The organism is Anaerolineae bacterium (genome assembly GCA_011176535.1).
GTDB lineage: Bacteria > Chloroflexota > Anaerolineae > Anaerolineales > DRMV01 > DUEP01.
In genome coordinates, this window is record DUEP01000046.1 from 26,855 (window position 1) to 49,494 (window position 22,640).

At 63.5% G+C, this 22,640-nt stretch carries 17 protein-coding genes; all 17 read left to right on the forward strand.

The features are described 5' to 3' along the window. Positions 1–29 precede the first annotated feature (29 nt). Complete coding sequence (locus G4O04_05685; GenBank protein ID HEY58010.1) at positions 30–1,232, forward strand: butyryl-CoA dehydrogenase; 1,203 nt, start codon at positions 30–32, stop codon at positions 1,230–1,232. A 142-nt stretch (positions 1,233–1,374) separates the two neighbouring features. Then, complete coding sequence (locus G4O04_05690) at positions 1,375–2,160, forward strand: electron transfer flavoprotein subunit beta/FixA family protein (GenBank protein HEY58011.1); 786 nt, start codon at positions 1,375–1,377, stop codon at positions 2,158–2,160. Then, positions 2,160–3,206 carry an electron transfer flavoprotein subunit alpha/FixB family protein gene (locus G4O04_05695; GenBank protein ID HEY58012.1) on the forward strand — a complete coding sequence of 349 codons (1,047 nt, stop codon included), beginning with the start codon at positions 2,160–2,162 and terminating at the stop codon, positions 3,204–3,206. Before G4O04_05690 ends, G4O04_05695 begins: the two co-directional genes overlap by 1 nt. A gap of 186 nt (positions 3,207–3,392) precedes the next feature. Beyond that, entirely contained in the window at positions 3,393–5,570 is a 2,178-nt protein-coding gene (locus G4O04_05700) for an aldehyde:ferredoxin oxidoreductase (protein HEY58013.1), read from the forward strand. A 178-nt stretch (positions 5,571–5,748) separates the two neighbouring features. Next, on the forward strand, positions 5,749–6,567 hold the full coding sequence (locus tag G4O04_05705) for a DUF4388 domain-containing protein (GenBank protein HEY58014.1): 819 nt from the start codon (positions 5,749–5,751) through the stop codon (positions 6,565–6,567). 15 nt (positions 6,568–6,582) lie between these two features. Further along, positions 6,583–7,116, forward strand: coding sequence for an ATP/GTP-binding protein (locus tag G4O04_05710; GenBank protein HEY58015.1), 534 nt, complete (start codon positions 6,583–6,585; stop codon positions 7,114–7,116). Between the two features lie 32 nt (positions 7,117–7,148). Beyond that, positions 7,149–7,958, forward strand: coding sequence for an alpha/beta hydrolase (locus G4O04_05715; GenBank protein HEY58016.1), 810 nt, complete (start codon positions 7,149–7,151; stop codon positions 7,956–7,958). Then, positions 7,955–8,503, forward strand: coding sequence for a hypothetical protein (locus G4O04_05720; GenBank protein ID HEY58017.1), 549 nt, complete (start codon positions 7,955–7,957; stop codon positions 8,501–8,503). Before G4O04_05715 ends, G4O04_05720 begins: the two co-directional genes overlap by 4 nt. 13 nt (positions 8,504–8,516) lie before the next feature. Next, positions 8,517–9,800 (forward strand): multidrug transporter, encoded by a 1,284-nt coding sequence (locus tag G4O04_05725; protein ID HEY58018.1) that lies wholly within the window; start codon positions 8,517–8,519, stop codon positions 9,798–9,800. Positions 9,801–9,815: 15 nt separating this feature from the next. Then, positions 9,816–10,922 (forward strand): shikimate dehydrogenase, encoded by a 1,107-nt coding sequence (locus G4O04_05730; GenBank protein HEY58019.1) that lies wholly within the window; start codon positions 9,816–9,818, stop codon positions 10,920–10,922. Beyond that, positions 10,919–11,815 (forward strand): response regulator, encoded by an 897-nt coding sequence (locus G4O04_05735; GenBank protein HEY58020.1) that lies wholly within the window; start codon positions 10,919–10,921, stop codon positions 11,813–11,815. The genes G4O04_05730 and G4O04_05735 overlap by 4 nt, the downstream gene beginning before the upstream one ends. A 12-nt stretch (positions 11,816–11,827) precedes the next feature. Further along, positions 11,828–18,748 (forward strand): GAF domain-containing protein, encoded by a 6,921-nt coding sequence (locus G4O04_05740; GenBank protein ID HEY58021.1) that lies wholly within the window; start codon positions 11,828–11,830, stop codon positions 18,746–18,748. A 1-nt stretch (position 18,749) separates the two neighbouring features. Continuing rightward, the gene (locus G4O04_05745; protein ID HEY58022.1) at positions 18,750–19,127 is read left to right on the forward strand and encodes a response regulator; all 378 of its coding nucleotides are present in this window, start codon (positions 18,750–18,752) and stop codon (positions 19,125–19,127) included. A 1-nt stretch (position 19,128) separates the two neighbouring features. Then, positions 19,129–19,917: an alpha/beta hydrolase gene (locus tag G4O04_05750; protein HEY58023.1), complete on the forward strand. Its 789-nt coding sequence runs from the start codon at positions 19,129–19,131 to the stop codon at positions 19,915–19,917. A 23-nt stretch (positions 19,918–19,940) separates the two neighbouring features. Continuing rightward, positions 19,941–20,837 (forward strand): esterase family protein, encoded by an 897-nt coding sequence (locus G4O04_05755; GenBank protein HEY58024.1) that lies wholly within the window; start codon positions 19,941–19,943, stop codon positions 20,835–20,837. 25 nt (positions 20,838–20,862) lie between these two features. After that, positions 20,863–21,510, forward strand: a complete 648-nt coding sequence (locus G4O04_05760) for a hypothetical protein (GenBank protein ID HEY58025.1) — start codon at positions 20,863–20,865, stop codon at positions 21,508–21,510. An 11-nt stretch (positions 21,511–21,521) separates the two neighbouring features. Beyond that, positions 21,522–22,640, forward strand: a 1,119-nt coding sequence (gene queG / locus G4O04_05765; protein HEY58026.1) for a tRNA epoxyqueuosine(34) reductase QueG, incomplete at its 3' end; no start/stop codon positions are given.

Consider the following 22,640-nt stretch of genomic DNA (forward strand, 5'->3'; position numbering starts at 1 on the left):
AAGTTTCACCAATTCCCCCGGAGGCTGCCATGGATTTTGCATTCACCGATGAGCATCGTATGGTTCAGCAGATGGTGCGCGATTTCGCTTTGAAAGAGGTCGCGCCCATGGTGAAGGAGTACGACCGTAAGCACGAGCCGATGCCCGTGTTGGAACGGATGGCCGAGTTGGGCATCCTGGGGGTGGGCATCCCGGTGAAGTACGGCGGGCAGGGCATGGATTACATTTCGTTGGGTCTGGTGTGCGAGGAGTTGGAGTATGTGGATTCCACGCTGCGGGTGATCATGTCGGTGCACATGGGGTTGTGTGCCCAGACGGTATTTCACTGGGGCACCGAGGAGCAGAAGCAGAAGTTCCTGGTACCGCTGGCCAAAGGGGAGAAGATCGGATGCGGCGCGTTTACCGAGCCGGGGCATGGCTCGGATTTTGCGCATATTCAGATGACGGCCCGGCGGGAGGGGGATGTGTACATCCTCAACGGTGAGAAGATGTGGATTTCCCTGGCTTCGCTGGCCGATTATGCCATCGTGACGGCGCGCACGGACCCCAACGCCGAGCCGGCCTACCGAGGGTTGACTACCTTTATCGTGGGCCTCCGCAGCCCGGGGGTGACCCGGGGAGATATCAAGGGCAAACTGGGGGTGCGGGCTGGGTCCACCGGTTGGATCGCCTTCCAGAATGTGGAGGTGCCGGTGGAGAACCGCATCGGTGAGGAGGGCGAGGGCTTCAAAGTCACGATGAGCGCCTTCGACCGCGGGCGCTATACCGTGGCCGCCGGGGCCACGGGCCTGATCCGGGCGGCGCTGGATGCCAGCGTGCGCTATGCCAAGGAACGGCGCACTTTCGGGCAACCCATCGCCAATCATCAGTTGATCAAGCAGAAGATCGCCCAGATGGCGCAGGATTACGAGATGGCCCGCCTGCTTTACCTGGAGACGGGCTGGCTGATGAATCAGGGCAAACGCTTCACCCGCCTGGCTTCTATGGCCAAATGGTTCGCCACCGAGGCGTCCTTCCGCGCGGCCAGCGAGGCGGTGCAGATTCACGGGGCTTACGGGTTCAGCGACGAGTACGATGTGGAGCGCTTCATGCGCAACGCCCGCGGGGCGATGATCTACGAAGGCAGCAGCGAGATTCACATGCTGATTCAGGCCGATTACGCTCTGGGTTATCGGCACGACAAACCCTTGCGCAAGGAATTGCCGCCGTACGATCCGGAGGAGTGGCAGTAGGTTTGTTGTCAGGTTGCCTGGTGGGTGAAGTCGTTTTGAGTGCTGTGGCTTGATGGCCACATTTTTCGGGTTCTACCTGCAAACCCGTTGACGAAGTAACCAGTTGACAAGTTGACCAAAATTAGGATGGAGGAGGTGTCCCTTGAAGATCGTAGTAGCCGTCAAAGTGACGCCCGACACGGCCGCGACCATGCGGCTGGTGGACGGGCGGGCGGACTGGGGGGATGCACCCCTGGTGCTCAATCCCTGGGATGAGTTCGCCGTGGAGGCCGCCTTGCAACTCAAGGAGGCGTACGGCGGCTCGGTGACGGTGGTCAGTGTGGGCGATGCCAGCGCTGACGAGGCCATCCGTCAGGCCCTGGCCATGGGCTGCGATGAGGCGGTGCGTATCGAGGATGCGGCCCTGAGCCCCGATGACACGCTGAGCACGGCTAAGGTGCTCGCCGCCGCCGTGCAGAAAATCGGCGATGTGGACCTGGTGCTCTTCGGGCGCCAAGCGGTGGACGGCGACACCGGCCTGACCCCCGCGCAGACGGCGCGGGGGTTGGGCTGGCCGTATGTGGGCCTGGTGGCGGCCTTCCCTGGCGCTGACCCCGGCGCTGGCACCATCCAGGCCGAGCGGGTCATCGAAGAGGGCCGCCAGGTGGTGGAGACCCGCTTCCCCGCCGTGATGAGTGTGGCCAAGGAGTACGGCGAGCCTCGCTATCCGTCCTTCATGGGCATTCGCAAGGCCACGCGTAAGATGAAGCAGATGCCGGTGTGGAGCCTGGCCGACCTGGGCATCGAAGCCCCGGCGGTTAAGGTGCACACGGTGGAACTGGCCGAGCCGCCCAAGAAGGAGGTGGTGTGCGAGTTCATCGAAGGCGGCTCGCCGGAAGAGATCGCGGAGAAGTTGCTGGACAAACTCATGGCGGAGAAGGTGCTGTGATGGGCAACAAAGTATGGGTTTATATCGATCACTTCAAGGGTGAGGCGCTCAACCCCTCCTGGGAGGCCATGGGCGCCGCCCGGCTGGTGGCAGAGAAAATGGGCAGCGGGGTGACCGCTGTGGTGTTTGGCCAGGGTGTGGACGCGCTGGCGCAGCAGGCTTTCCATTACGGCGCCGATGAGGTGGTGGTTTCGGACGACGCGGTGTTCGCCGACTACCGCCCGGAGCCCTTTGCCGAAACGCTGGCTCAGGCGGTGAAGGAGCACGGCCCGGCGGTGGTGGTCTTCCCCAACAGCACCCGCGGACGGGAAATTGCGGCCATGGTTGGTGCTGCGCTGGACACGGGCGTGTTGGCCGATGTGGTGGAACTGGATGTCGAGGGCGACCGCCTGATGGCCGTGCATCCGGTCTATGCCGGCAAGTTGCTCTCCAAGGTGAAGAGCGATGCGGACCCGCAACTGGTCACCGTGCGCGTGCGGGCCTTCGCCAGGCCCGAGCCCGACACCAGCCGCAGCGGTGAGATGGTCAAGGTGGCCCCCGCCATGGCCGAGGATGCGGTGGTGACCAAGGTGAAGGATTACGCCACCACCGAGGGCGGCGTGAGCCTGACCGAGGCGGCCATCATCGTTTCCGGTGGGCGTGGTGTTTCGAACAACCCCAACCTGACCCCGCCGCCGGAGATCACCGACGACAAGGAGGCCGAGGTCTGGCGCGGCAAGCAGGGCTTCAAACTCATCTTCGAGTTGGCCGATGTGCTGGGCGCTGCGGTGGGCGCCAGCCGCGCCGCGGTGGACGCAGGTTACATCCCCTACGAGCATCAGGTGGGGCAGACGGGCAAGGTGGTGGCCCCCGACCTGTACATCGCCTGCGGCATTTCCGGTGCCATCCAGCACCAGGCCGGGATGCGCAACAGCAAGGTCATCGTGGCCATCAACACCGACCCCGAAGCGCCTATCTTCAAACTGGCCCGCTACGGCGTGGTGGGCGACCTGTGGGAAATCGTCCCGGCGCTGACCAAGGTGACCAAGGAGAAGTTGGGCAAGTAAGGTGGCACCGTGCCATCCAGCGGCGGGCTGCGCGACAGCCCGCCGTTTTTGTTACGCCCACGCACCGTCCCCTTTTTTAGAGGGCTGGGCGTTTGCGCCCGGCGCACCGTTGGCTGAGGATACGGTATAATCAAACCGCAGGTGTAACCCTACCCCTCATCAGTCAAGGAGGCTTTTATGGCCACGATGTCGGTGCCGGTGGAACAACTCAAGGCAGCCCATCGCGTGTTGGCTGAATATCACTACGAACTCCGCCCGGTCGAGCGGGGGTATGCCAATCGCACGCTGTATATCAATCTGGACGACAACACCATCCAGGAGAAGCCCGTCACCCAGCAGATGAAAGATTTGTTCACGGGTGGCCGCGGCTTTGCGCTGTGGCTTTTGTGGAACGCGGTCAAGGATGACACCAAGTGGGACGACCCGGAGAACGAGTTGGTCATCGCCAACGGCCCCATCAACGGGATCACGGCCTATCCCGGGAGCGGGAAGTCCACCGTGGTGTTCATCTCGCCCCTCACCGGGCAGGTGGTGGACAGCAATGTGGGTGGCTATTTCGGCCCCTACCTCAAGTTCTCCGGGTTCGACGCCCTGGAGATCCAGGGGAAGGCCAAGGAAGAGGTCATCATCTTCATCGACGGGGACACGGGCAAGGTGACCATTGAGGCCGCGCCGCTGGAGCCCCTGGACACCTACGAACTCAAAGAGCAACTGGCCGAGATGTACAAGGGTGACAGCAAGCGCGGGAAGATGGCCATCTCCACCATCACGGCGGGTCCGGCGGCAGACTACAGTCGCTACGGCGTGCTGAACTTCAGTTGGTACGACGTCCGGCGCAAGGAGATGCGCGTCAAGCAGGCGGCGCGCGGTGGCGCCGGGCGGGTGTTCCGCGACAAGCACATCAAGGGCATCGTCATCCGCTTCAGCAACTTGCGGGGCGACAACAACAACCCGGCCAAGCCTGAACTTATCCGCAAGGCGGGCACGCGCATCAACCGCGAAATTGCCCTGCTGGACGACAAGCAGAACCAGATGCGCCGGGTGGGGACGCCGTATCTGGTCGAGATCATGGACCACTTCGACCTGCTGCCGGTGCACAACTTCAAATTTGGCGCTCACCCGGACACGCACAAGATCGACTCCACGGTCTGGAAGAAACTCTTCACCCAGGGGATGCCTGATGGGTGCTGGGCCGGATGCCAATTGTCCTGCTCCCACGGCGTCGATCACTTCCACCTGCGCACTGGCCCCTTCAAGGGTAAGGCGGTCCTGGTGGACGGCCCGGAGTACGAAAACGCGGCCGGTCTGGGGGCCAACATCGGCACCTTCGACCCCCTGTGGGTGCTGGAACTCAACTTCTACTGCGACACCTACGGCGTGGACACGATTTCCTTCGCTAACACGTTGGCCTTCTGTATGGAGTGCTGGGAGAACGGCATCCTCAACGCCGAGCGCACAGGTGGCCTGGAACTCACCTGGGGCAATGGCGAGGCGGCGGTGGAACTTCTGCATCAGATGGCCCGCGGCGAGGGCTTTGGTGTGCTGGTCGGCCAGGGCACCAAGTATCTGGTGGACTACTTCGTTGAGCACTACGGAGCGGACCGGCAATTCCTGGAAGACATCGCCATGCACAACAAGGGCATGGAGATTTCCGAGTATGTGACCAAAGAGTCCCTGGCCCAGCAAGGCGGGTACGGCATGACCCTCAAGGGCGGGCAACACGACGAGGCCTGGCTCATTTTCCTGGATCAGGTGAAGAAGTACCTGCCCACCTTCGAGGACAAGGCCGAGGCCTTGCACTGGTTCCCCATGTGGCGCACCTGGTTCAGCCTGCATGGGCTGTGCAAGTTGCCGTGGAACGACATCATCCCCGAGGGCAACGAGGACACCCCGGAGCCCCACAAGGTGCCCGAACACCTGGAGAACTACACCTGGCTCTATGAGGGGATCACTGGCCAGAAGGTCACGGTGGACGACCTCATCCGTCAGTCGGAGCGGGTGTACAACTTCCAGCGGGTGTTCGCGTTGCGGTTGGGCTACGGCACGCGGGAGTATGACTATGTGCCCTATCGCGCCATGGGCCCGGTCACCGTGGAAGAGTACGAGTCGCGCCAGGAGCGTTACGACCACCAGCTGCGCGAACTGGGCTTTGATGTGGACAACATGACCACCGAAGAAAAGGTGGCGGCTTTGCGCAGGCATCGCTACGAGCAATACGAGCAGTTGATGGACGCGGTGTACAAGCGCCGTGGCTGGGATGAGCATGGCATCCCCACGGTGGAGAAACTGCGCGAACTGGGCATTGACCTGCCCGAGGTGGTCGCAGTGGTGGAGAAAGCACGCCAGCGGTACGCTCAGAAGTAACCTTTCGGAGGTGAGGCCGGTGTGGGCGGTTCAGCCGCCCACACCGACTTTTTGTCCCTGCCCGGAGCCGGTGTTGGGGATACCAGGGCTTTTTGCGGCGACCGCTCTTAGGGCAAGGGTACGGTATAATCAGAAGACCCATGTGCCAGCGGTAATTTTTCTTTGTCGGGATAATGGTATGGGCCTCAAAGGCAACCTGCGCGACTTCAGCATCACGCAACTATTGAACTTGATTAACCTGGCCCGGAAGACCGGCTTGCTTGTCATTCAGGGGCCCAACGAAAAAGCGGAGGTGTATTTCCGCGAGGGGCGTTTGGCCTATGCCGGGATCAGCGGTGAGGACAACAGTCTGGCCGGTATCCTGTATCGGGGTGGGAAATTGACCAGGGCGCAATACAATGTACTTCGTCAACGGGCGAGCAACCTCAGCGACAAAGAGTTGGGGTTGTTGCTGGTTAATGCTGGTTACCTGACCCAACAGGATGTGCTCGATGCGCTAAAAGAGCACTATGTGGCGGTGGTGCGGCGGCTGTTCACCTGGGCCGAAGGATTGTTCTCGTTTGAGCTCCAGGCTCCTTCGCCCAAAGGAAAGATCTTGACCCGCGTTAGTCTGGAGAATCTAATCATCGAGGGCTCCCGACAGATGCGGGAGTGGGAGCGCCTGCAAGACGAGATCCCCAGCTTGGAGATGGCGTTGAAGTTCACCGAGCGTCCGGGGACGAATCTGCGCAATCTCAACCTGAGTGTGGAAGAGTGGCGGGTGATTTCCCTGGTCAACCCCAAGAACAGCCTGCGCCAGATTATGAGGGCCACGAAGATGAATGAATTGGAGATTCGGCGCATTGTGTACGGCTTGCTTCAGGCGGGCATCGTCGAACTCGTCCGCCCGGAGGGTTATGCTCCCCCGAAGCCCATCAAACCGGCTTTGGCTGATGTAAAGCCCGAAGAACGGCGCTCGCTGGTGAATCGGCTCATTGAGCGCATTCGCAATCTGTAAAGGTGAGAGGTCCTTATGCAGACGGTAAAAATTGTGATCACCGGGCCCTTTAACTCCGGCAAAACCTCGTTCATTCAGACCGTGAGTGAAATCGATGTGGTCGCCACGGAGCGCAAAATCACAAGCGAGTCCGAGCGGGTCAAAGAAACCACCACCGTGGCCATGGATTTTGGCCGCATCACTGTGGACGACGACCTGGTGCTCTACCTCTTCGGCACCCCTGGCCAGAAGCGGTTCGACTTCATGTGGGAGATTCTCTCCGAAGGGATGCTGGGCTTTGTGGTCATGGTGGACAGCACCCGGCCGGAGACCTTCTATGAGGCGCGGTCCATTTTGGAAACCTTCCGCGCTTATGCGCCCACGCCTTATGTGGTTGCGGCGAACAAGCAGGACATGCCCGACGCCTGGGATATCGACGACATGCGCATTGCCTTGCGCCTGTCCAAGGAGGTGAAACTCCTTCCTTGTGTGGCCACCGACAAGGAATCGGTGAAGCGGGTGCTGTTGGAGTTGTTGTACAGCATTCTGGCCGAAATGGACGCCAGGTAAGCCGCATAGAAACCTTGCATCTGGGAGCAGCCGTGTCCTCCATCACCACCGATCAAGGCATTGTGCACTATGAAGTCTTCGGCCGCGGCCGACCAGTGATTTTGTTGCATGGTTGGCTGGGTTCGTGGGGGCTGTGGCAGGAGACCATGGCTTATTTGGGCCGCTATTATCGGACTTATGCGTTGGATTTTTGGGGCTTTGGCGAATCGGGCAAAAAGCGGGAATCCTACCGGGTCTCCGATTTTGTGAGCCTGGTTCAGCAGTTTATGGATCAATTGGGCATTGTCCGGGCCCCCCTGGTCGGCCACAGCATGGGAGGGACGGTGGCCCTCAGCGTGGCCATTCAGTACCCCCAACTGGTGAGCCGGGTGGTGGTCATCGGTTCGCCCATCGTGGGCTCTTCCCTGGCATTGACCCTCAAACTGGCCGGGTATCGCCCTATTGCCTGGCTGGTGTACCATTGGATGTGGGTCCTGAAACAGGGCATCCGGCTTTTTGCGCCGATGATCACGCGAGATGAGCGCTGGCCGGAGATGATGGATCGGGACCTCTCCCAGGTCACCCTGGAATCCTTCTTGCACAGCATCGCTTCCCTGCGTCAGGTGGATTTGCGGCCCTTCCTCGCCCAGATTCGGGTGCCCGTGATGGGCATGTACGGCGATCGGGATGTGATCGTCCATCCCCGGCAGTGGGTTTCTTTGAAAGCCGGTGTGCCCCATGCGCGCATCGAACGCTTTCCCGATGCCGGACACTTCATCATGCTGGACGCTCCCAAACGCTTCATGCGCCTCCTGCACACCTTCCTCGATGAAACCCGAACCGTGCCGCGATACACACGATGACCTCTTCCTCTTATGAGGCCTGTTGGGCTCAGGCCCTGGTCGAAACCTTAGGCGAAGAAGCCGCCCAGCGTTTCTGGTCCTCTCTGGCCCCTGTGGAGCCCCACGCCATTGCGGTCACATTGGGGCAGGCATTGGAACGGCATTTTGGCCGCCATGCCGGGCTGGGGGTGGCCGTGCGGGTGGGGCAGGCCTTGTTTCGCCACCTGCCGGCGTTGCACCCCCGCGCGGCCGATTTGCCGTGGCGGATGCTGCCGGTGCGGCAGCGGGTGCTCCAGGGGCTGACCTGGCTGCTCCGCGAGATCACCCCTGCGTTGGGGCTGGAGGCTCGGGTGGACGCCTCCGGAGCAGGGTGGTCGGTCGAGGCCCGTTGGCGTGTATCGGGAACCCCCTCGGCCACCGCGCCGCGTTGTCGCCTCTGGCAGGGCTTCTTTCAGGAGGCGCTCTACTGGCTGACGGGCCGGGTGTACCCTGTGTTTCTCCAGACCACCCAGGCGGAGGGCGAAGAACGGTGCACCTTTTTTGTCCCTGCTCAGCCTTTGTACTGATTGAGAGCCGGAAATGCTGAAGATCATCGTCCACGAACCGCGCCCCATCGCCCCCTTCAACGAGCCCGCGCGTGACCTGCGCATCCAGAATAAGCCCCTCTGGCTGGCCCAGCGGGACGCGCTCACGCCTTACACTGACCGAGAAATCGAGGTCACCGTCGGGTTGCCTCTGCCGGAAGTGCGGGACGAATGTCTGGTCTATCGCGACAACCTGTATTTCGACGAATTCTACATTGACGCGTTCATTCGAGAGGCGCGGCGGCGCAATTATCCGGTGCGGGCCGCGTTTGCGGCGAACGATCCGGCCTTCCGGGAACACGCACTGCCGCTCTCCATTTCCTACATCCCCTACGGTGACCTCTACCTGGCCGATCTGTGGTATTACCCCCGGGGGCTGGACCCCCATGTGGAGCCTGAACCCCTGGTCATCGACCTTCAGGCCCGGGAAATTGGCTACTACCATGTCCCTACCTACATGGCCACCGAGCAGGGCGACCTGGTGTTCCAGGTGCCCTTGCGCGCGTTGATTGCCATCGACTCCTGGGTGCACATTTTCATCGCCGATGTGGTCTTTGGCCTTTTCGCCCGGGGGGCGCGCTTTGAGGAGCGGCTGAACCGTGACCCATTTTTCAAGTTGAAAATTTTGGGAAAGGCCCTCTACGAGGGGAAGCAGGTTTTGGAAAGTTCGGAGTTGGTTAAGGTCGGGCGTAATGTGGTGATCGACCCCTCGGCGGTGATTCATGGGCCGACCATCATCGGCGACAATGTGACCATTGGCGCCGGGGCGGTGATTGACAACTGCGTCATCGGCAGCAATGTGAACATCTCGCAGGGTGTGCAGTTGATGCTTTCCGTGATCGGAGACGGCGCCTTTTTGCCCTTCCGTGCGGCGTTGTTCATGACCACCCTGATGGACAACAGTATGGTGGCGCAGAACACCTGCCTACAAATGTGTGTGGTGGGCCGCAATACCTTCATCGGCGCGGGTACCACTTTCACCGATTTCAATCTGGTCTCGGCGCCCATCAAAGCCCGGGATGGGTATGGCCGATTGAAGGATGCCAATCGCCCGGTGCTGGGCGGATGCGTCGGGCACAATTGCCGGTTGGGGTCCGGCCTGGTGGTGTATCCGGCACGCATGATCGAATCTGATGTGGTGTTGGTGGCATCGCCGGAGCGGCGGGTCATCATGAAGGATATTTCCTATGAGGAGAGCGATCACCATCGGCTGCGGGAGGGGCATCGGCATCCGCGCCTTTATCCTCGTCCGGGCGAGGAAGGCGGCGAGACCTGGTGAGAGGCAGTACTGCCTATGGACACCTTTGCCTTTATCATCCATCCCATTGACCCGAAGCGAGATGTGAGCCGCAAGTTCCCTTTGTTGGGGAAGGTGCTCACCGAAAGGCAAATCGACTTTTTTTCCACCTTCTTCCCCCCGGTTTACATTTCGGAGATCACCGGTATCGTCTCTCAGGCCACGGGCAAAGAGATCAAAGGATGGTTTGTGGCCTGCCCGCTGACGCCGCGGCGGATGCTGGAACTCCCGGAACGGGTGGTGTACCGCAAGATCATCCAGACGGGGCGCATGGCCGAGCGCCTGGGGGCGAAGATTTTGGGCCTGGGGGCCTTCACCTCGGTGGTGGGGGACGGCGGCGTGACCATTGCCCGGGCCCTGGACATCCCGGTCACCACGGGCGACGCTTACACCGTGGCCGTGGCCGTGGAGGCTCTCCTGGAGGCGGCCCGTCTGTTGGAGATCACGCTGGCCGAGGTCACGGCGGCGGTGGTGGGGGCCAGCGGCGCCATTGGCCGCGTGGTCGCCGAGATGCTCGCGGAGCGGGTGGGCGAGATAGTGCTCATTGGCCGCCGACGGGGTGCCCTGGAAGTGGAGCAGGCGCGGCTGCGTGACCTGGGCGTCCCGGCGAGGGTGCACATCAGCACCGATATCGCCGACCTGCAGCGGGCGCATCTGGTGGTGACGGTGAGCAGCGCGCTGGACGCCATCGTGGAGCCCCAGCATCTGCGCCCCGGAAGCGTGGTCTGCGATGTGGCCCGGCCACGGGATGTGTCGGCTCAGGTGGCCGCGGCCCGTGATGATGTGCTGGTAATCGACGGCGGCATGGTGGAGGTGCCCGGCCCGGTGGACTTTCATTTCGATTTTGGCTTTCCGCCCCGCCACGCTTACGCCTGCATGGCTGAAACCATGGCTTTGGCGCTGGAGGGACGTTTCGAGGATTACACGGTGGGCAAGCACATCACCCGCGCCCAGGTGGAGGAAATTGTCCGCATTGCCCGCAAGCACGGCTTTCGCCTGAACGGTTTTCGCTCCTTTGAACAACCTGTTACAATGGAATATATCGCGCGAGTGCGTGAGCGCGCAAAACGCCAGCGCGCCACGCTCAAAAGGAGGCACCCATGAGTCAACCTCGATTGCTCATCGTGGAAGACGACCCCGATATCGCCGAATTGCTGAAACTCTACTTTTCCAGCCAGGGCTACGAGGTGGATGTGGCGCCCCGAGGGACGGTCGCTCTGGAGAAGACGCGCCAGCAAATGCCGCACCTGATTGTGCTGGACATCATGTTGCCGGATATTGACGGCTATGAAGTGTGCGAGCAGTTGCGCACCAACGTGCGTACGGCGCACATCCCCATCATCTTTCTCACCCAGAAGGATGAGCGGAGTGACCGTTTGCGAGGGTTGGAGTTAGGCGCCGATGATTACATCACCAAGCCCTTTGACATCGAGGAGTTGCGCCTGCGGGTGCAGAACGCCATCATGCGCGCCGAGCGCGAGCGGCTGACCGACCCGCGCTCGGGGTTGCCGGGTGGGCGGCTCATCGAGGATCACCTGCGACGCATCATCCGCGAGAGCGGCTGGGCCATGATGGACATCCGCATCCTTCACTACGACGCTTTTCGGGATGTCTATGGCTTTGTCGCCGCCAGCGATGTGCTGCGTTTCATGGCCATGTTGTTGAGTGAGGTGGTGGACGAGTTAGGGACGTCCAACGATTTTCTGGGGCACCCCAGCGAAGAGAATTTCATCGTCATCACCTCGGAAGAAGCCGCTCCGGCCGTCCGGGCGCGCCTCAAGGAGCGTTTCGACAAAGAGATTCTGACCCATTACAACTTCATCGACCGGGAGCGGGGATACCTGGTGTTGCCTGATGAATCAGGCGAGGAAACCCAGGTGCCGTTGATGAGCCTGGCCATTGGGGTTGTCTTTTCGTCGCAGTTCGAGTTTGCCGATATTCGCGAGATCACCGAGTTGGCTGCTGAGGCGCGACGCCGCGATATGGGCGAGGAGTAGTGCATGGGAGGGATGGTTCCCGCAGTTGTGGGTCTGTGGGTCACGGTGCTGGGAGTGGGGCTGAGCCTGGTGGCGTTGGGTTTGGTGGCGCTGGTGGGCGCCGGTCTGCGCACGGGAGGCGTGCGTTTGCCGCGTTTCCCGTTGGCCGAGCCTTTGGACCGGGAGGGCGGTTCCCCCTCAGGTGAGGCGGCCGCCGGGGTGCTCTTGCTGCGCCCTGGAGGGCAGGTGGTCTACGCCAGCACCCAGGCGCGCACCTGGTTTGGCCTGCAACCCGGCGAGCCTCCCCATTTGGAGAACCTGGCCCGCCGGGTTCGCCCTGTAGAGGAGTTTTTGCGCCTTTGCGCCGTGCCCGGCCAGGGCGAGGTGACCCTGGCCCGGCGGATGTTCACGGTGATTTCCTTCCCCCTGCCCACCGTGGAGGGGGCGGCCATGGCCCTCCTCTTGCGCCCGGTTTCCTGGATGCCCGGCGCGTCCTCCGAAGCCTCGGACGGGGAAGCCGTGTTGGAGCGCCTGACCACCTTGAGCCGCGCCCTGACCGACACCCTGGGCGTGGAGGAGACCCTGCAGGCCATTTTCCAGGTGGTCGATCGTTTGCTCCCCACCGATTACATCGAAATTACGCTCTGGGATGAGGAAACCCAGACCCTGCGGCCTTATCGCTTTGTAGGGTTGGCCGGGATGGAGCATCATCTGGAGCGCCCTCAGGAACGGTATCCCAGGGGGGAGGGCTTGACGGGATACCTGATGACCCATCGCGAGCCTCTTCTGATCCCCGACATTCGCCACGCAGAGCATCCGGCCCTGGCGGTTTCGACCCACCGGCTCCCTGCGGGCGCACGGGCCTACCTGGGCGTGCCTTTGCTCGTGGGGGATACGGTGTTGGGCACTCTGGAGTTGGCCGCCGACGAGGCCGGGGCTTTCGATGTCGGTTCGTTGCGGCTCATGCAGTGGGTGGCCGAGCAGGCGGCCGCGGCGCTGCACCGCGCCCTGGCGTACACGAAAGTTCAGGCCCAGGTGGAGCAATTGCAGGCCCAGGTCACCGTGTTGCGCAGCGTGGCGGCCTTGCACGATGCCGAGGCCTTCGTGCGTCATCTGGTGGAAGGTATGCACACCCTGACCGGGGCCCGTTTGGTGGGGTTGCTGTTGTATCGTGAAGGGAGTCGGGTACTGGAGGCCCAGTGGCCTTTTTTAGGGGTGCCCCGGGCTTTTGTGGACTCGTACCGTGCCCCCCTCCCCGACGATCCCGCGGTGTGGGCGCCTCTGGAAAAGCCTTTTTGGACGCCGAATGCCGTGGAGGATGCCTGGTTCCAGCGGGTGGGGCTGGCCGACCTGGCGCGGGGAGCGGGGATTCACGACACCCTGGTCCTGCCCCTGCGCACCGAGGAGCGCTTCCTGGGCGTGTTGCAGTTGAGCAATCGCGCCGACAGGCCCTTTGGGAGCGAAGACCTGGCGCTGGCCGAGGCGATGGCTCGACAAATCGCGTCGGTGCTGGAGAACTTTGTGTTGCTTCAAGCGCAGCGTGAGCGGGCGTACCGTGCCGAGGCCCTGCGCCGGATTGCCAATCTGGTGGCCTCCGAGGCTACCCTGGATGAGACCTTCCGCTTTGTGTTGCAGGAGTTGAGCCGTCTGTTGAAGGCCTCCTGGGCGGCCGTGTTTCTGCTGGATGAATCCCGCGGCGTGTTGGAGGTGCACCGCCCTTCGGTGGTCGGCGTGGCCCCCGAGGTGGTGACCCGACTGGGGCAATTGAGCGTGCAGGACCCTTCCTTTGCCTACACGGTCACGCGCACCCGGCGGCCTTTTCTCTCCCGCGACATCCAGGGAGACCCGCGCATCGCGGCCTGGTATCGGCCTCTGGTGGAGGCCCTGCCCGAGGTGCGCTCGGTGCTGGTCGTGCCGCTCTCGGTGCGCGACCGGGGGGTGGGGGAGTTGTTGTTGGGATCGCCGTACCCCGGGGCCTTTCAGCGTAGCGATGTGCAGTTGGTGGCCAGCGTGGCCGGCCAACTGGCCCTGGCCATCGAGCAGGAGCGTTTGCTACACCAGAGCGACCACGCCCTGGCCGCGCGTGCTGAACAGATGCAGGCTTTGCTGCGCCTGAGCCGCGAGTTGACGCTGGCCCCCTCTCTGGAGCGGCTGCTGGAACATTTGCGCCGCGAGGTGGTCCACCTGACTGCGGCGGACTGTGCCACCCTGCGCCTGTTGACTCCCGAGGGTGAGGTGGCCGAGCAACATCAGTTGCTGTGTGCGCCGGAGCAGGACGCCGGGTTGAGCCCTCGCGAGCGGCAGGCGCTGGAGCAGGGCGAGGCGCTGGTGTTTGCCGCATTGACCGAAGAAGAACAACCCCATCCTGGCGTGCGTTCCGCTTTGGTGGTGCCCCTGGTGTATCGCCATCGCCCGATCGGGGTGCTGGACCTACACGCTCATACGGTGCAGGCCTTCGACGAGGAACAGATACGTTTTGCCCAGGGCGTGGGCTTGCAGGCAGCCCTGGCCGTGGGGCTTCACCGCGAGCGGGAGGCCCAGGTCCGGCAAATGGCCCAATGGCAGCAAAGGCTGGCCGCCATTGGCCTGATTCGCGAGTTCCTGGCTTCCCACCCGGTCTCCGAGTCCCCCGAGGCCTTGTTGCTTGAATTGACCGGCCTGGTCATGCAGGGCGTGGGGGCCTCCGGATGGGCGCTCTACGCTTATGACGAGACTTCGGGCATGCTGCTCCCTCTGGGGTCGTCGGAGCCATGGGAGGTCCGGCCGGAGCCCCTGGTGTGGGATCGGTTGGCGGCGCATTTGGAGCCAGTGGGAGCCGAGGGAATCTATCGCCTGCCGCCCTCGTTCCGGGCCGAAGTGCCCTGGCTGGAGGACACATCCCAGGAGCAGACGGCGGCAGGGTGGGTGATGCCCATCCGTTCGGCCGAGAAGGCGTTGTTGGGCGTGGTGATGGTACGCCCTCCGGACGAAACGGCGGAGACCTTGGACGCCGTGGGGGCTTCGCTGAGCATGACAGCCCCCGTGTGGGGACTGCTCTTCCAGTGGGCACAGGTCCATCGCGCCCACCAGGACGCCACCCGCGGACTAGAAGAGGCCTTGCGCCAGACCGAGACGGCGCTCCAGGCGGCCGAGGCGGGCGTGCGGCGCTGGTTGCACAAGGACCTGGAGCAGATGGTCGATACCAACGCCCTGGCGCGCAGCAAGGAGCGCCTGGAGGTGGCCCTGGCCATCGCCACCATCGTCAACCGGCAGCCGGATCGCCAGGCAGTGTTCGATGCCCTGGGGCACGAGTTGTTGGAACGCCTGGCCATGGAAGTGGTGGTTGTGGTGGAGCAGGTGGGCGGGCAGTTGCGCCTGCGGCAGGTGTACGGCACGGTGCCCGAGGGGATCCGGTTGGAGAGCCTTTTGGGGCAGCGCAATCCCATCCCCGAAGCCTTGCGGATGCAACAGGCCATCTTGATCGGCGATTTGCAGCACGAGGCCACCCCCTGGCAGGACGCGCCTTTGTTGCGGCGTTTGCAGGCCCGCGCGGTGTTGACCCTTCCCATCGGCATTGAGGAGCAACCCATGGCAGTGGCCCTGGCCGTTTCGGGCAACTCGCTGCCGCCCTTCTCCAACGAGGATGTGCAGGCGTTCACCTTGCTGGGACGCCAGGTGGGGATTGCCCTGCAAAACCTGCGCCTGCTCAACGAGGTCACCCGCCGCCTGGAAGAGGTGGATTTGCTGCTGGGCTTCAGCCGGCAACTGGGGGAACTGGACCTGGAGCGGCTGTTGAACAATTTGCTGGAAAGCGCCCTGGCGGTCATCCACCGCGCCCACGCCGGGTTTGTCGCCTTGTGGGATGAGCAGCATCGCGTGTTGCGCCTCCAGGCGGCCCAGGGCTACGGTTCGCCCGAGGCCTTGGTGGGCGTGGCGCTACCGGTGGAGGGTTTGCTGGGCGAAGCCTTTCGTACGGGGCAGGTTCAACGCATCGACGAAGTGGATTTTGTGCGCACTTACCCCTTCGACCAGGAAGCCCTCTTGCGCTATCAGCAGGCCACCTTGAACCGGCTACCGGTCTCGGCCTTGATGATCCCCATTGCTTCAGGCGAACAGGTGCTGGGTGTGGTGGTGGTGGAGAACTTCAACACCCTGGCCGCATTTCAGGAGAGCGACGAAAACCTGCTGCTGGCCCTGGCACGGCAGACGGGCCTGATGCTGGAAAACGCCCGCCTGTTGGAGGATGCGCAAACCCGTGCCGGTCAGTTGCAGGCCCTGACCAATGTGGCGGCCATCATCACCTCCACCCTGCAGACGGAAGAGGTGGTCGCGTCGCTTTTGCCACAATTGGCCACGGCGCTGCCTTACGATGCGGCCACGGTGTGGATGCGCGAAGCCGAGGATGTTTTTGTGGTGCAGAATGCCCGGGGCTTCCCCGATGAGGAAGAGCGGCGCGGGGTGCGTGTGGCGCTGAAGGACAGCGCCCTCTTGCAGGTCATTGTCACCACCGAAGAACCCTTGCTGGTCTCCGATACCCACGAAGACACCAGGTTCCCCTGGCCGGAAGCCTACCCCTATCGCTCCTGGCTGGGGCTGCCCCTGATTTCCCAAGGGGAAGTGATGGGGGTGATTGTGTTGGAGAAAGCCGAGCCGCGGTTCTTTACCGCGGAACGGGTGGAAATCGCCCGCACCTTTGCCGCGCAGGCGGCTGCGGCCCTGCAGAACGCCCGTCTGTACGAGGAGAGTTTACACCGCGCGCAGGAACTGCATGAGCGCACCGCCCGGCTGGAACTGGTGTACTCTTTCACTGCCGAACTGGGCGTCACCCTGAACCCCGAACACATTTTGTCGCTGACCCTGCGGCGCTTGCGCGAGGCCTTGCCCCTGGAACGCGTCGGGGTGGTGGTGGAGGATCGGGAAGGCCAGTTGACGCTGGTAATGGAGGAGCCAGCCTCGGGGCCGGTGCCGCGCCTGTTGCCGGCCCTGGAACTGGTGGAGCAGATGGCCGAATCCAAGGGCGTGGTGCTTTCCCTGGACCCTTTGCACGATGAGCGCTTGGCGCCCTGGAGGGAAGAACTGACCCGCGGTGGGTCGGCCCGGGCGGTGGTGTTGTTCCCGTTAGTGACGCGGGAGATTTTGCACGGCGTGGTGGTTGTCCAGGTGAAGGCGCAGGCGGCCTTGTCGCCCGCCGAACTGGACCTGGGCCGCACCCTGACGCAACAGGCCGCCGTGGCCTATCAAAACGCGCGCCTGTACGAGGAAATGCGCCGCCTGACTCAGGAACTGGAGCGTCGGGTGGCCGAGCGCACCCGCGAATTGACCCAGGAGCATCGCCGGGCGCAGATTCTGCTGCGCATCATCACCGAGTTGGCCAGCAGCCTGGACCTGGATCAGGTGCTCAACCGCACCCTTGATCTGATGAACGAGACCCTGGGCGCCGAACAAAGCACCATCTTGCTGCACCGGCCTGACGAACGTTACTTCTACCTGCGGGCGGCCCGAGGCTATACCGACTCGCCGCCTCCAGGAGGGCGTCCCACAGCCCTTTCGGTGGAGCAATCCCTGGCCGGATGGGTATTGCGCCATCGCGAGCCTGTGCTCGTGCCCGATTTACATGACGACCCCCGCTGGAAACCCGGCCCTGAGGGCCTGCCTCCCCATCGCGCGGCCATTGTGGTGCCTTTGCAGGTGGGCGAGGATGTGCTGGGCGCTTTTTGTCTCTTCCACCGCCAGCCGGGCTATTTCTCCCTGGACCATCTGGATTTGGCCATGGCCGCGGGGCGGCAGGTGGCCGTGGCCATCAACAACGCCGAGTTGTTCAACCTCATCCGGGATCAGTCCGAACGGTTGGGCCAGGAGGTGCGTCGTCGGGAGGTGGAGGCCAGCCGCGCCCGCGCCATCCTGGAATCAGTCGCTGACGGGATTGTGGTGACCGATGCCCGGGGCAAGGTCACGCTTTTTAACCCCTCGGCGGAGCGCCTGTTGGGGATTGCCGCCGAGCGCATTTTGGGCCAACCCCTGGAGCGGTTTTCCGGTCTCTTTGGTGCCGCGGCCGGGGAATGGCTTTCCAAGGTGAAGCAGTGGTCCGAGAACCCTGGCCTTTATCAGAGTGGCGAGGTTTACGAGCAGCGTCTGGATCTGGAAGACGGGCGGGTGCTCTCGGTGCGCCTGACGCCGGTGTTGACCAGCCGGGAGTTTCTGGGGACGGTCTCGGTGTTTCGGGATATCACCCATCAGGTTGAAGTGGATCGGCTCAAGTCGGAGTTTGTGGCCACGGTGAGCCACGAGTTGCGCACGCCCATGACGGCCATCAAGGGATATGTGGAGTTGCTCCTCAAAGGGGTGGCCGGGCCTTTGAACGAGCAGCAGTTGCGCTTCCTGGAAATCGTCCATACGAACACGGAGCGGCTGAGCAGCCTGGTGAGCGACCTGCTGGATATCTCCCGCATCGAGGCGGGGAAGATCACCTTCGTGCCCGAGGAGGTGGACCTGGCGGAACTGGTTTCTGAAGTGCTCACCGAAGCCCGACGCCTGGCTGAGGAGGATGGCCGCGCCGTGACCTTTGTCGCCGAGTTGCCCCCGGACCTGCCGCCGGTCTGGGCCGACCGGGAGCGCCTCTATCAGATTCTGGCCAATCTGGTGGACAACGGCTACCGGTACACGCCGGATGGGGGACGGGTGCTCGTCCGGGCCCGGCGACAGGGTGAAGAGGTCCAGGTTGATGTGGTGGACAACGGTATCGGTATTCCCCCCGATGAGCAGGAGCGGGTGTTCGAACGGTTTTACCGGGGTGAGCATCCGTTGGTCATGGCCAGCGCCGGGACGGGGCTAGGCCTGTCCATCGTGCGCACCCTGGTCGAGATGCACGGCGGCCAGATCTGGGTGGAGAGCGACGGTATCCCCGGAAAAGGAAGCACCTTCTCGTTCACTCTGCCGGTGGCCGAAGGGGGGCGTTTGCCAGCAGAAGGAGGCTAACATGGCGAAAATCGTGATCGCTGAGGACGAACGCGACATCCGCGAGTTGGTGACCTTTACCCTGCAGTTTGCCGGGCATCAGGTGGTGGCCACCAGCAACGGCGAGGAGGCCGTCGAGGCGGTGCTGCGGGAACGCCCCGATTTGGTCATCATGGATGTGCGCATGCCGCGCATGACGGGCTACGAAGCCAGCCGCCGCCTCAAGACCATGCCGGAAACCAAAGATATTCCGGTGGTTTTCCTCTCGGCCAAAGGTCAGGAAGCCGAAGTGCGAGAGGGCTACGAGGCAGGGGCGGTGGCGTACATCCTCAAGCCGTTCTCGCCCGACGAATTGATCCAACAGGTGGCCGAGATTCTGGGCCAGTTGGGCAAAACATAGCATGAGCGCTATTCTGATCGAAGACGGTGTGGTGCATTATGAGGTGTTGGGCCGGGGCCGGCCGGTGCTGCTGTTGCACGGCTGGGTGGGCTCGTGGCGGTATTGGATCCCCTCGATGCAACATGCGGCCATGCGGTTCCGGGCGTATGCCCTGGATTTTTGGGGCTTCGGTGACACCGACCACCTGTCCGAGCGCTACACCGTCAACGCGCAGGTCACCCTGGTGGCCCAATTCCTGGACAAACTGGGTATCGGGCGCATCGCCCTGGTGGGGCATGGTTTGGGCGCGCTGGTGGGCATGTTTTTCGCCCGGCGATGGCCGGAGCGGGTCGAGCGCCTGATGGCCATCGGCCTGCCGGAATCCTACGAGGCCATCTCCGCGCGCCTGCAGCGCGAGGACCTGAAAACGCTGTCCGACTGGCTGCTGACCCCCACTCCCAGCACCGAAGCCGCCCGAATGGAGGCCCCCAAAGCCGACCCTCAGGCCATCGTGGCCTCTTTAAAAGCCCTGCGCACCATGGATGTGGCCGGAGCCTTCGCCAATTTGCAGGTGCCCACCCTGCTGGTTTACGGCTTGAAGGACCCCCTCATTCGTTTGCCTGAGCGCCTCTCGCCGGAGCAGTTGCCCGAGCATGTGCATGTGATTCCCTTTGAGGCTTCGGGCCATTTCCCCATGCTGGACGAGGGAAGCAAGTTTCATCGCCTGTTGTTCGACTTCCTCACCCTGGCCCCTGGGGAAAGTCCCCGCAAATTGCAACTCAAAGAAGAATGGAAACGCCGCGTTCGTTGAGATGGGTCGGATGGGCGGGCCTTTTGTTCCTGGCCGCTTGCGGGATGCAGGTGGCCGAGCCTGTTTTACCCCCGGCCCCTACCCCCGCCGCCGAGCCTTACCCCTCGGTCACCCCATGGTTTGCGCCTCTGCTTCCCCTGGCGCCATCTCCCACACCCAGCCCCACGCCGCTCACCTGCTGGACCGCGGGGGGACGCATCGAGAAGCATCGTCTGAATCCCCCGGAGGATGTCTGGTCGTTGGATTTTCGGGTGTATCTGCCCCCCTGTTACGACGCCCAACCCGAACGGGCCTACCCCGTCCTTTACCTGATCCACGGGCAGAACTTCACCGACGAGCAATGGGACCGCCTGGGCGTGGACGAGACGCTGGATCGGCTCATCCCCACGGGGCAACTGCCCCCGTTTCTGGTGGTCATGCCCCGGGATCAGGGATGGGATCAGCCCGAAGAGGATGGCTTCGACGAGGCCTTTCTGCACACTCTGATGGCGTGGGTCGAGAGCCACTATCGCACCTTGCCCCAGCGGAAGTACCGCGCCATCGGTGGGCTTTCGCGGGGGGCGGCCTGGGCCTTGCACATCGGCCTGACCCATTGGGCGTTGTTCGGCGCCATCGGCGGCCATAGCCCGCCCGTGTTCTGGCGCGACGGCCCGTATGTGGCCGCCTGGCTGGATGCCATTCCGCAGGGCCAGTGGCCGCGCATCTGGCTGGATGTGGGTGACATGGACCGACAGGAAATCCTCGAATCGGCCCGTTGGTTGGAATCGCTGCTCACGGCCCGGGGCATCCCCCACGAGTGGCACCTTTACACCGGGCGTCACGATGAGGCGTACTGGTCGGCCCGTGTGGAGGAGTACCTTTTGTGGTATGCTGCTCCCTGGCAGGAGGGATCCCTTCCCGAGGGCGCGATGACGCCGTAGGAAAGGTGTACCGATGAGGCAAAGGATGTTCGTGCTGAGCGGGCTTTTCGCCCTGGTGGGGATGGCGGCGTGTGCGGTTTTCAACCCCGCGGCCACGCCTACCCCGGCGCTGGAGGCGGTCTATACCGCGGCGGCGCAAACGGTGGTGGCGGTGTTGACCCAAAGCGCGCCGGTCGCCACCTTCACACCGCCCGTCACGCCCACGCCTCTGCTGGCTAGGACGCCTTCGGCCGCCCCCACGGGAGCGCAAACCGCGACGCCCGCCTCCGAAACGGGAGAGGCCACCCTAAGCCCCACCCCGGCGCCGTGCCTTCAGGCGGCCTTCGTGCGGGATGTTACCCTGCCCGATGGCACGGTGGTGCAGCCCGGCGGGAAGTTGACCAAAACCTGGCGCCTGCGCAACATCGGTTCCTGTGCCTGGACGCCGGATTTCCACCTGATTTTCGTCCAGGGCGCTCTGATGAACGCGCCTCTGGAAGTGCCCCTCGGCGTGGTGGTGTTCCCCGGCGAGGAGGCGGACCTGTCGGTGCCCCTGGTCGCTCCCACCACGCCCGGCACTTACCGCGGGTACTGGCGCTTGCGCAGCGCCGGTGGTGAGGTTTTCGGTGTGGGGCCGGGGCAACAGCCCTTTTGGGTCGAAATCCGGGTGGTCGCCCCCTCGGCCACACCTTGAGGAAGGGGGCCATGACGCTCGCGGTGCTCACGCAGCGCATCAAGGCCCAGGCCCACCGCCTGGGGTTCGATTTGGTCGGCGTCACGGACTGCGCTCCTCCGGCCTCCTACCCACACTATGAAGCGTGGCTGGCGGCTGGCTACCACGCCGGCATGGCCTACATGGCCCGGCAGCGGAACCGGGAGCGCCGGGCGGACCCGCGGCGTATTTTGCCCGAATGCCAGAGCATCGTGGTGCTGGCCGTGCGCTATTTTGCCCCTCCGCCTCTCCCCGCAGCCTGGGGCAGGCGCACTTCTGCGGGCGGTTCTCCCTCGTCGGGCGCGGCGCCCCCCGGCGAGATCCGGAAGAAAGACAATCCCACGGCATCCCTCACCGGCCGGGTGGCGGCTTATGCCTGGGGAGCGGATTATCACGATGTGCTGGTGGAGCGCCTGCAGGCCCTGGTCGCCTTCATCGAGGAGCAGGTCGGGTATCCCGTCCCTCACCGCCTGTACACGGATACCGGCCCGGTTTTGGAGCGAGATCTGGCGCAACGGGCCGGTTTGGGCTGGATCGGCAAGAACGCCATGCTCATCCACCCCCGTTTGGGATCGTATCTGCTCCTGGCCGAGATCCTGCTGGGGTTGCCGCTGGAAGCGGATGCGCCCTTCCCGACGGACCATTGCGGCTCCTGTACCCGGTGTGTGGAGGCCTGTCCTACGCAGGCCATTCGACCAGGGCGCACGGTGGATGCCAACCGCTGCCTTTCGTACCTGACCATCGAACATCGTGGGCCCATCCCCGAGACGCTGCGTCCCGGCATGGGCGATTGGGTGTTTGGCTGTGATGTGTGCCAGCAGGTGTGCCCGTGGAACCGGCGGGCCCCCCAGGCAGGCGACGCGGCTTTTGCCCCGCGCCCCGATGTGCCCTGGCCCGATTTGCTGGCCGACCTGCAGCTGACGCCCGAGGCGTTCAGCCGCAAGTTTCGCGGCAGCCCGGTCAAGCGGGCCAAGCGGCGGGGCTACCTGCGGAACATCGCCGTGGCCTTGGGCAACCTGGCCGATCCTGAGGCCGTGCCCGCCCTGCGGCAGGCTCTGCAGGACCCCGAGCCCTTGGTGCGCGGCCACGCCGCCTGGGCCCTGGGCCGCATC

Coding starts and splice junctions, on each gene's coding strand:
- G4O04_05685 (HEY58010.1), top strand. CDS start 30: ATGGATTTTGCATTCACCGATGAGCATCGTATGGTTCAGCAGATGGTG.
- G4O04_05695 (HEY58012.1), top strand. CDS start 2,160: ATGGGCAACAAAGTATGGGTTTATATCGATCACTTCAAGGGTGAGGCG.
- G4O04_05700 (HEY58013.1), top strand. CDS start 3,393: ATGTCGGTGCCGGTGGAACAACTCAAGGCAGCCCATCGCGTGTTGGCT.
- G4O04_05705 (HEY58014.1), top strand. CDS start 5,749: ATGGGCCTCAAAGGCAACCTGCGCGACTTCAGCATCACGCAACTATTG.
- G4O04_05710 (HEY58015.1), top strand. CDS start 6,583: ATGCAGACGGTAAAAATTGTGATCACCGGGCCCTTTAACTCCGGCAAA.
- G4O04_05720 (HEY58017.1), top strand. CDS start 7,955: ATGACCTCTTCCTCTTATGAGGCCTGTTGGGCTCAGGCCCTGGTCGAA.
- G4O04_05725 (HEY58018.1), top strand. CDS start 8,517: ATGCTGAAGATCATCGTCCACGAACCGCGCCCCATCGCCCCCTTCAAC.
- G4O04_05730 (HEY58019.1), top strand. CDS start 9,816: ATGGACACCTTTGCCTTTATCATCCATCCCATTGACCCGAAGCGAGAT.
- G4O04_05735 (HEY58020.1), top strand. CDS start 10,919: ATGAGTCAACCTCGATTGCTCATCGTGGAAGACGACCCCGATATCGCC.
- G4O04_05740 (HEY58021.1), top strand. CDS start 11,828: ATGGTTCCCGCAGTTGTGGGTCTGTGGGTCACGGTGCTGGGAGTGGGG.
- G4O04_05745 (HEY58022.1), top strand. CDS start 18,750: ATGGCGAAAATCGTGATCGCTGAGGACGAACGCGACATCCGCGAGTTG.
- G4O04_05750 (HEY58023.1), top strand. CDS start 19,129: ATGAGCGCTATTCTGATCGAAGACGGTGTGGTGCATTATGAGGTGTTG.
- G4O04_05760 (HEY58025.1), top strand. CDS start 20,863: ATGTTCGTGCTGAGCGGGCTTTTCGCCCTGGTGGGGATGGCGGCGTGT.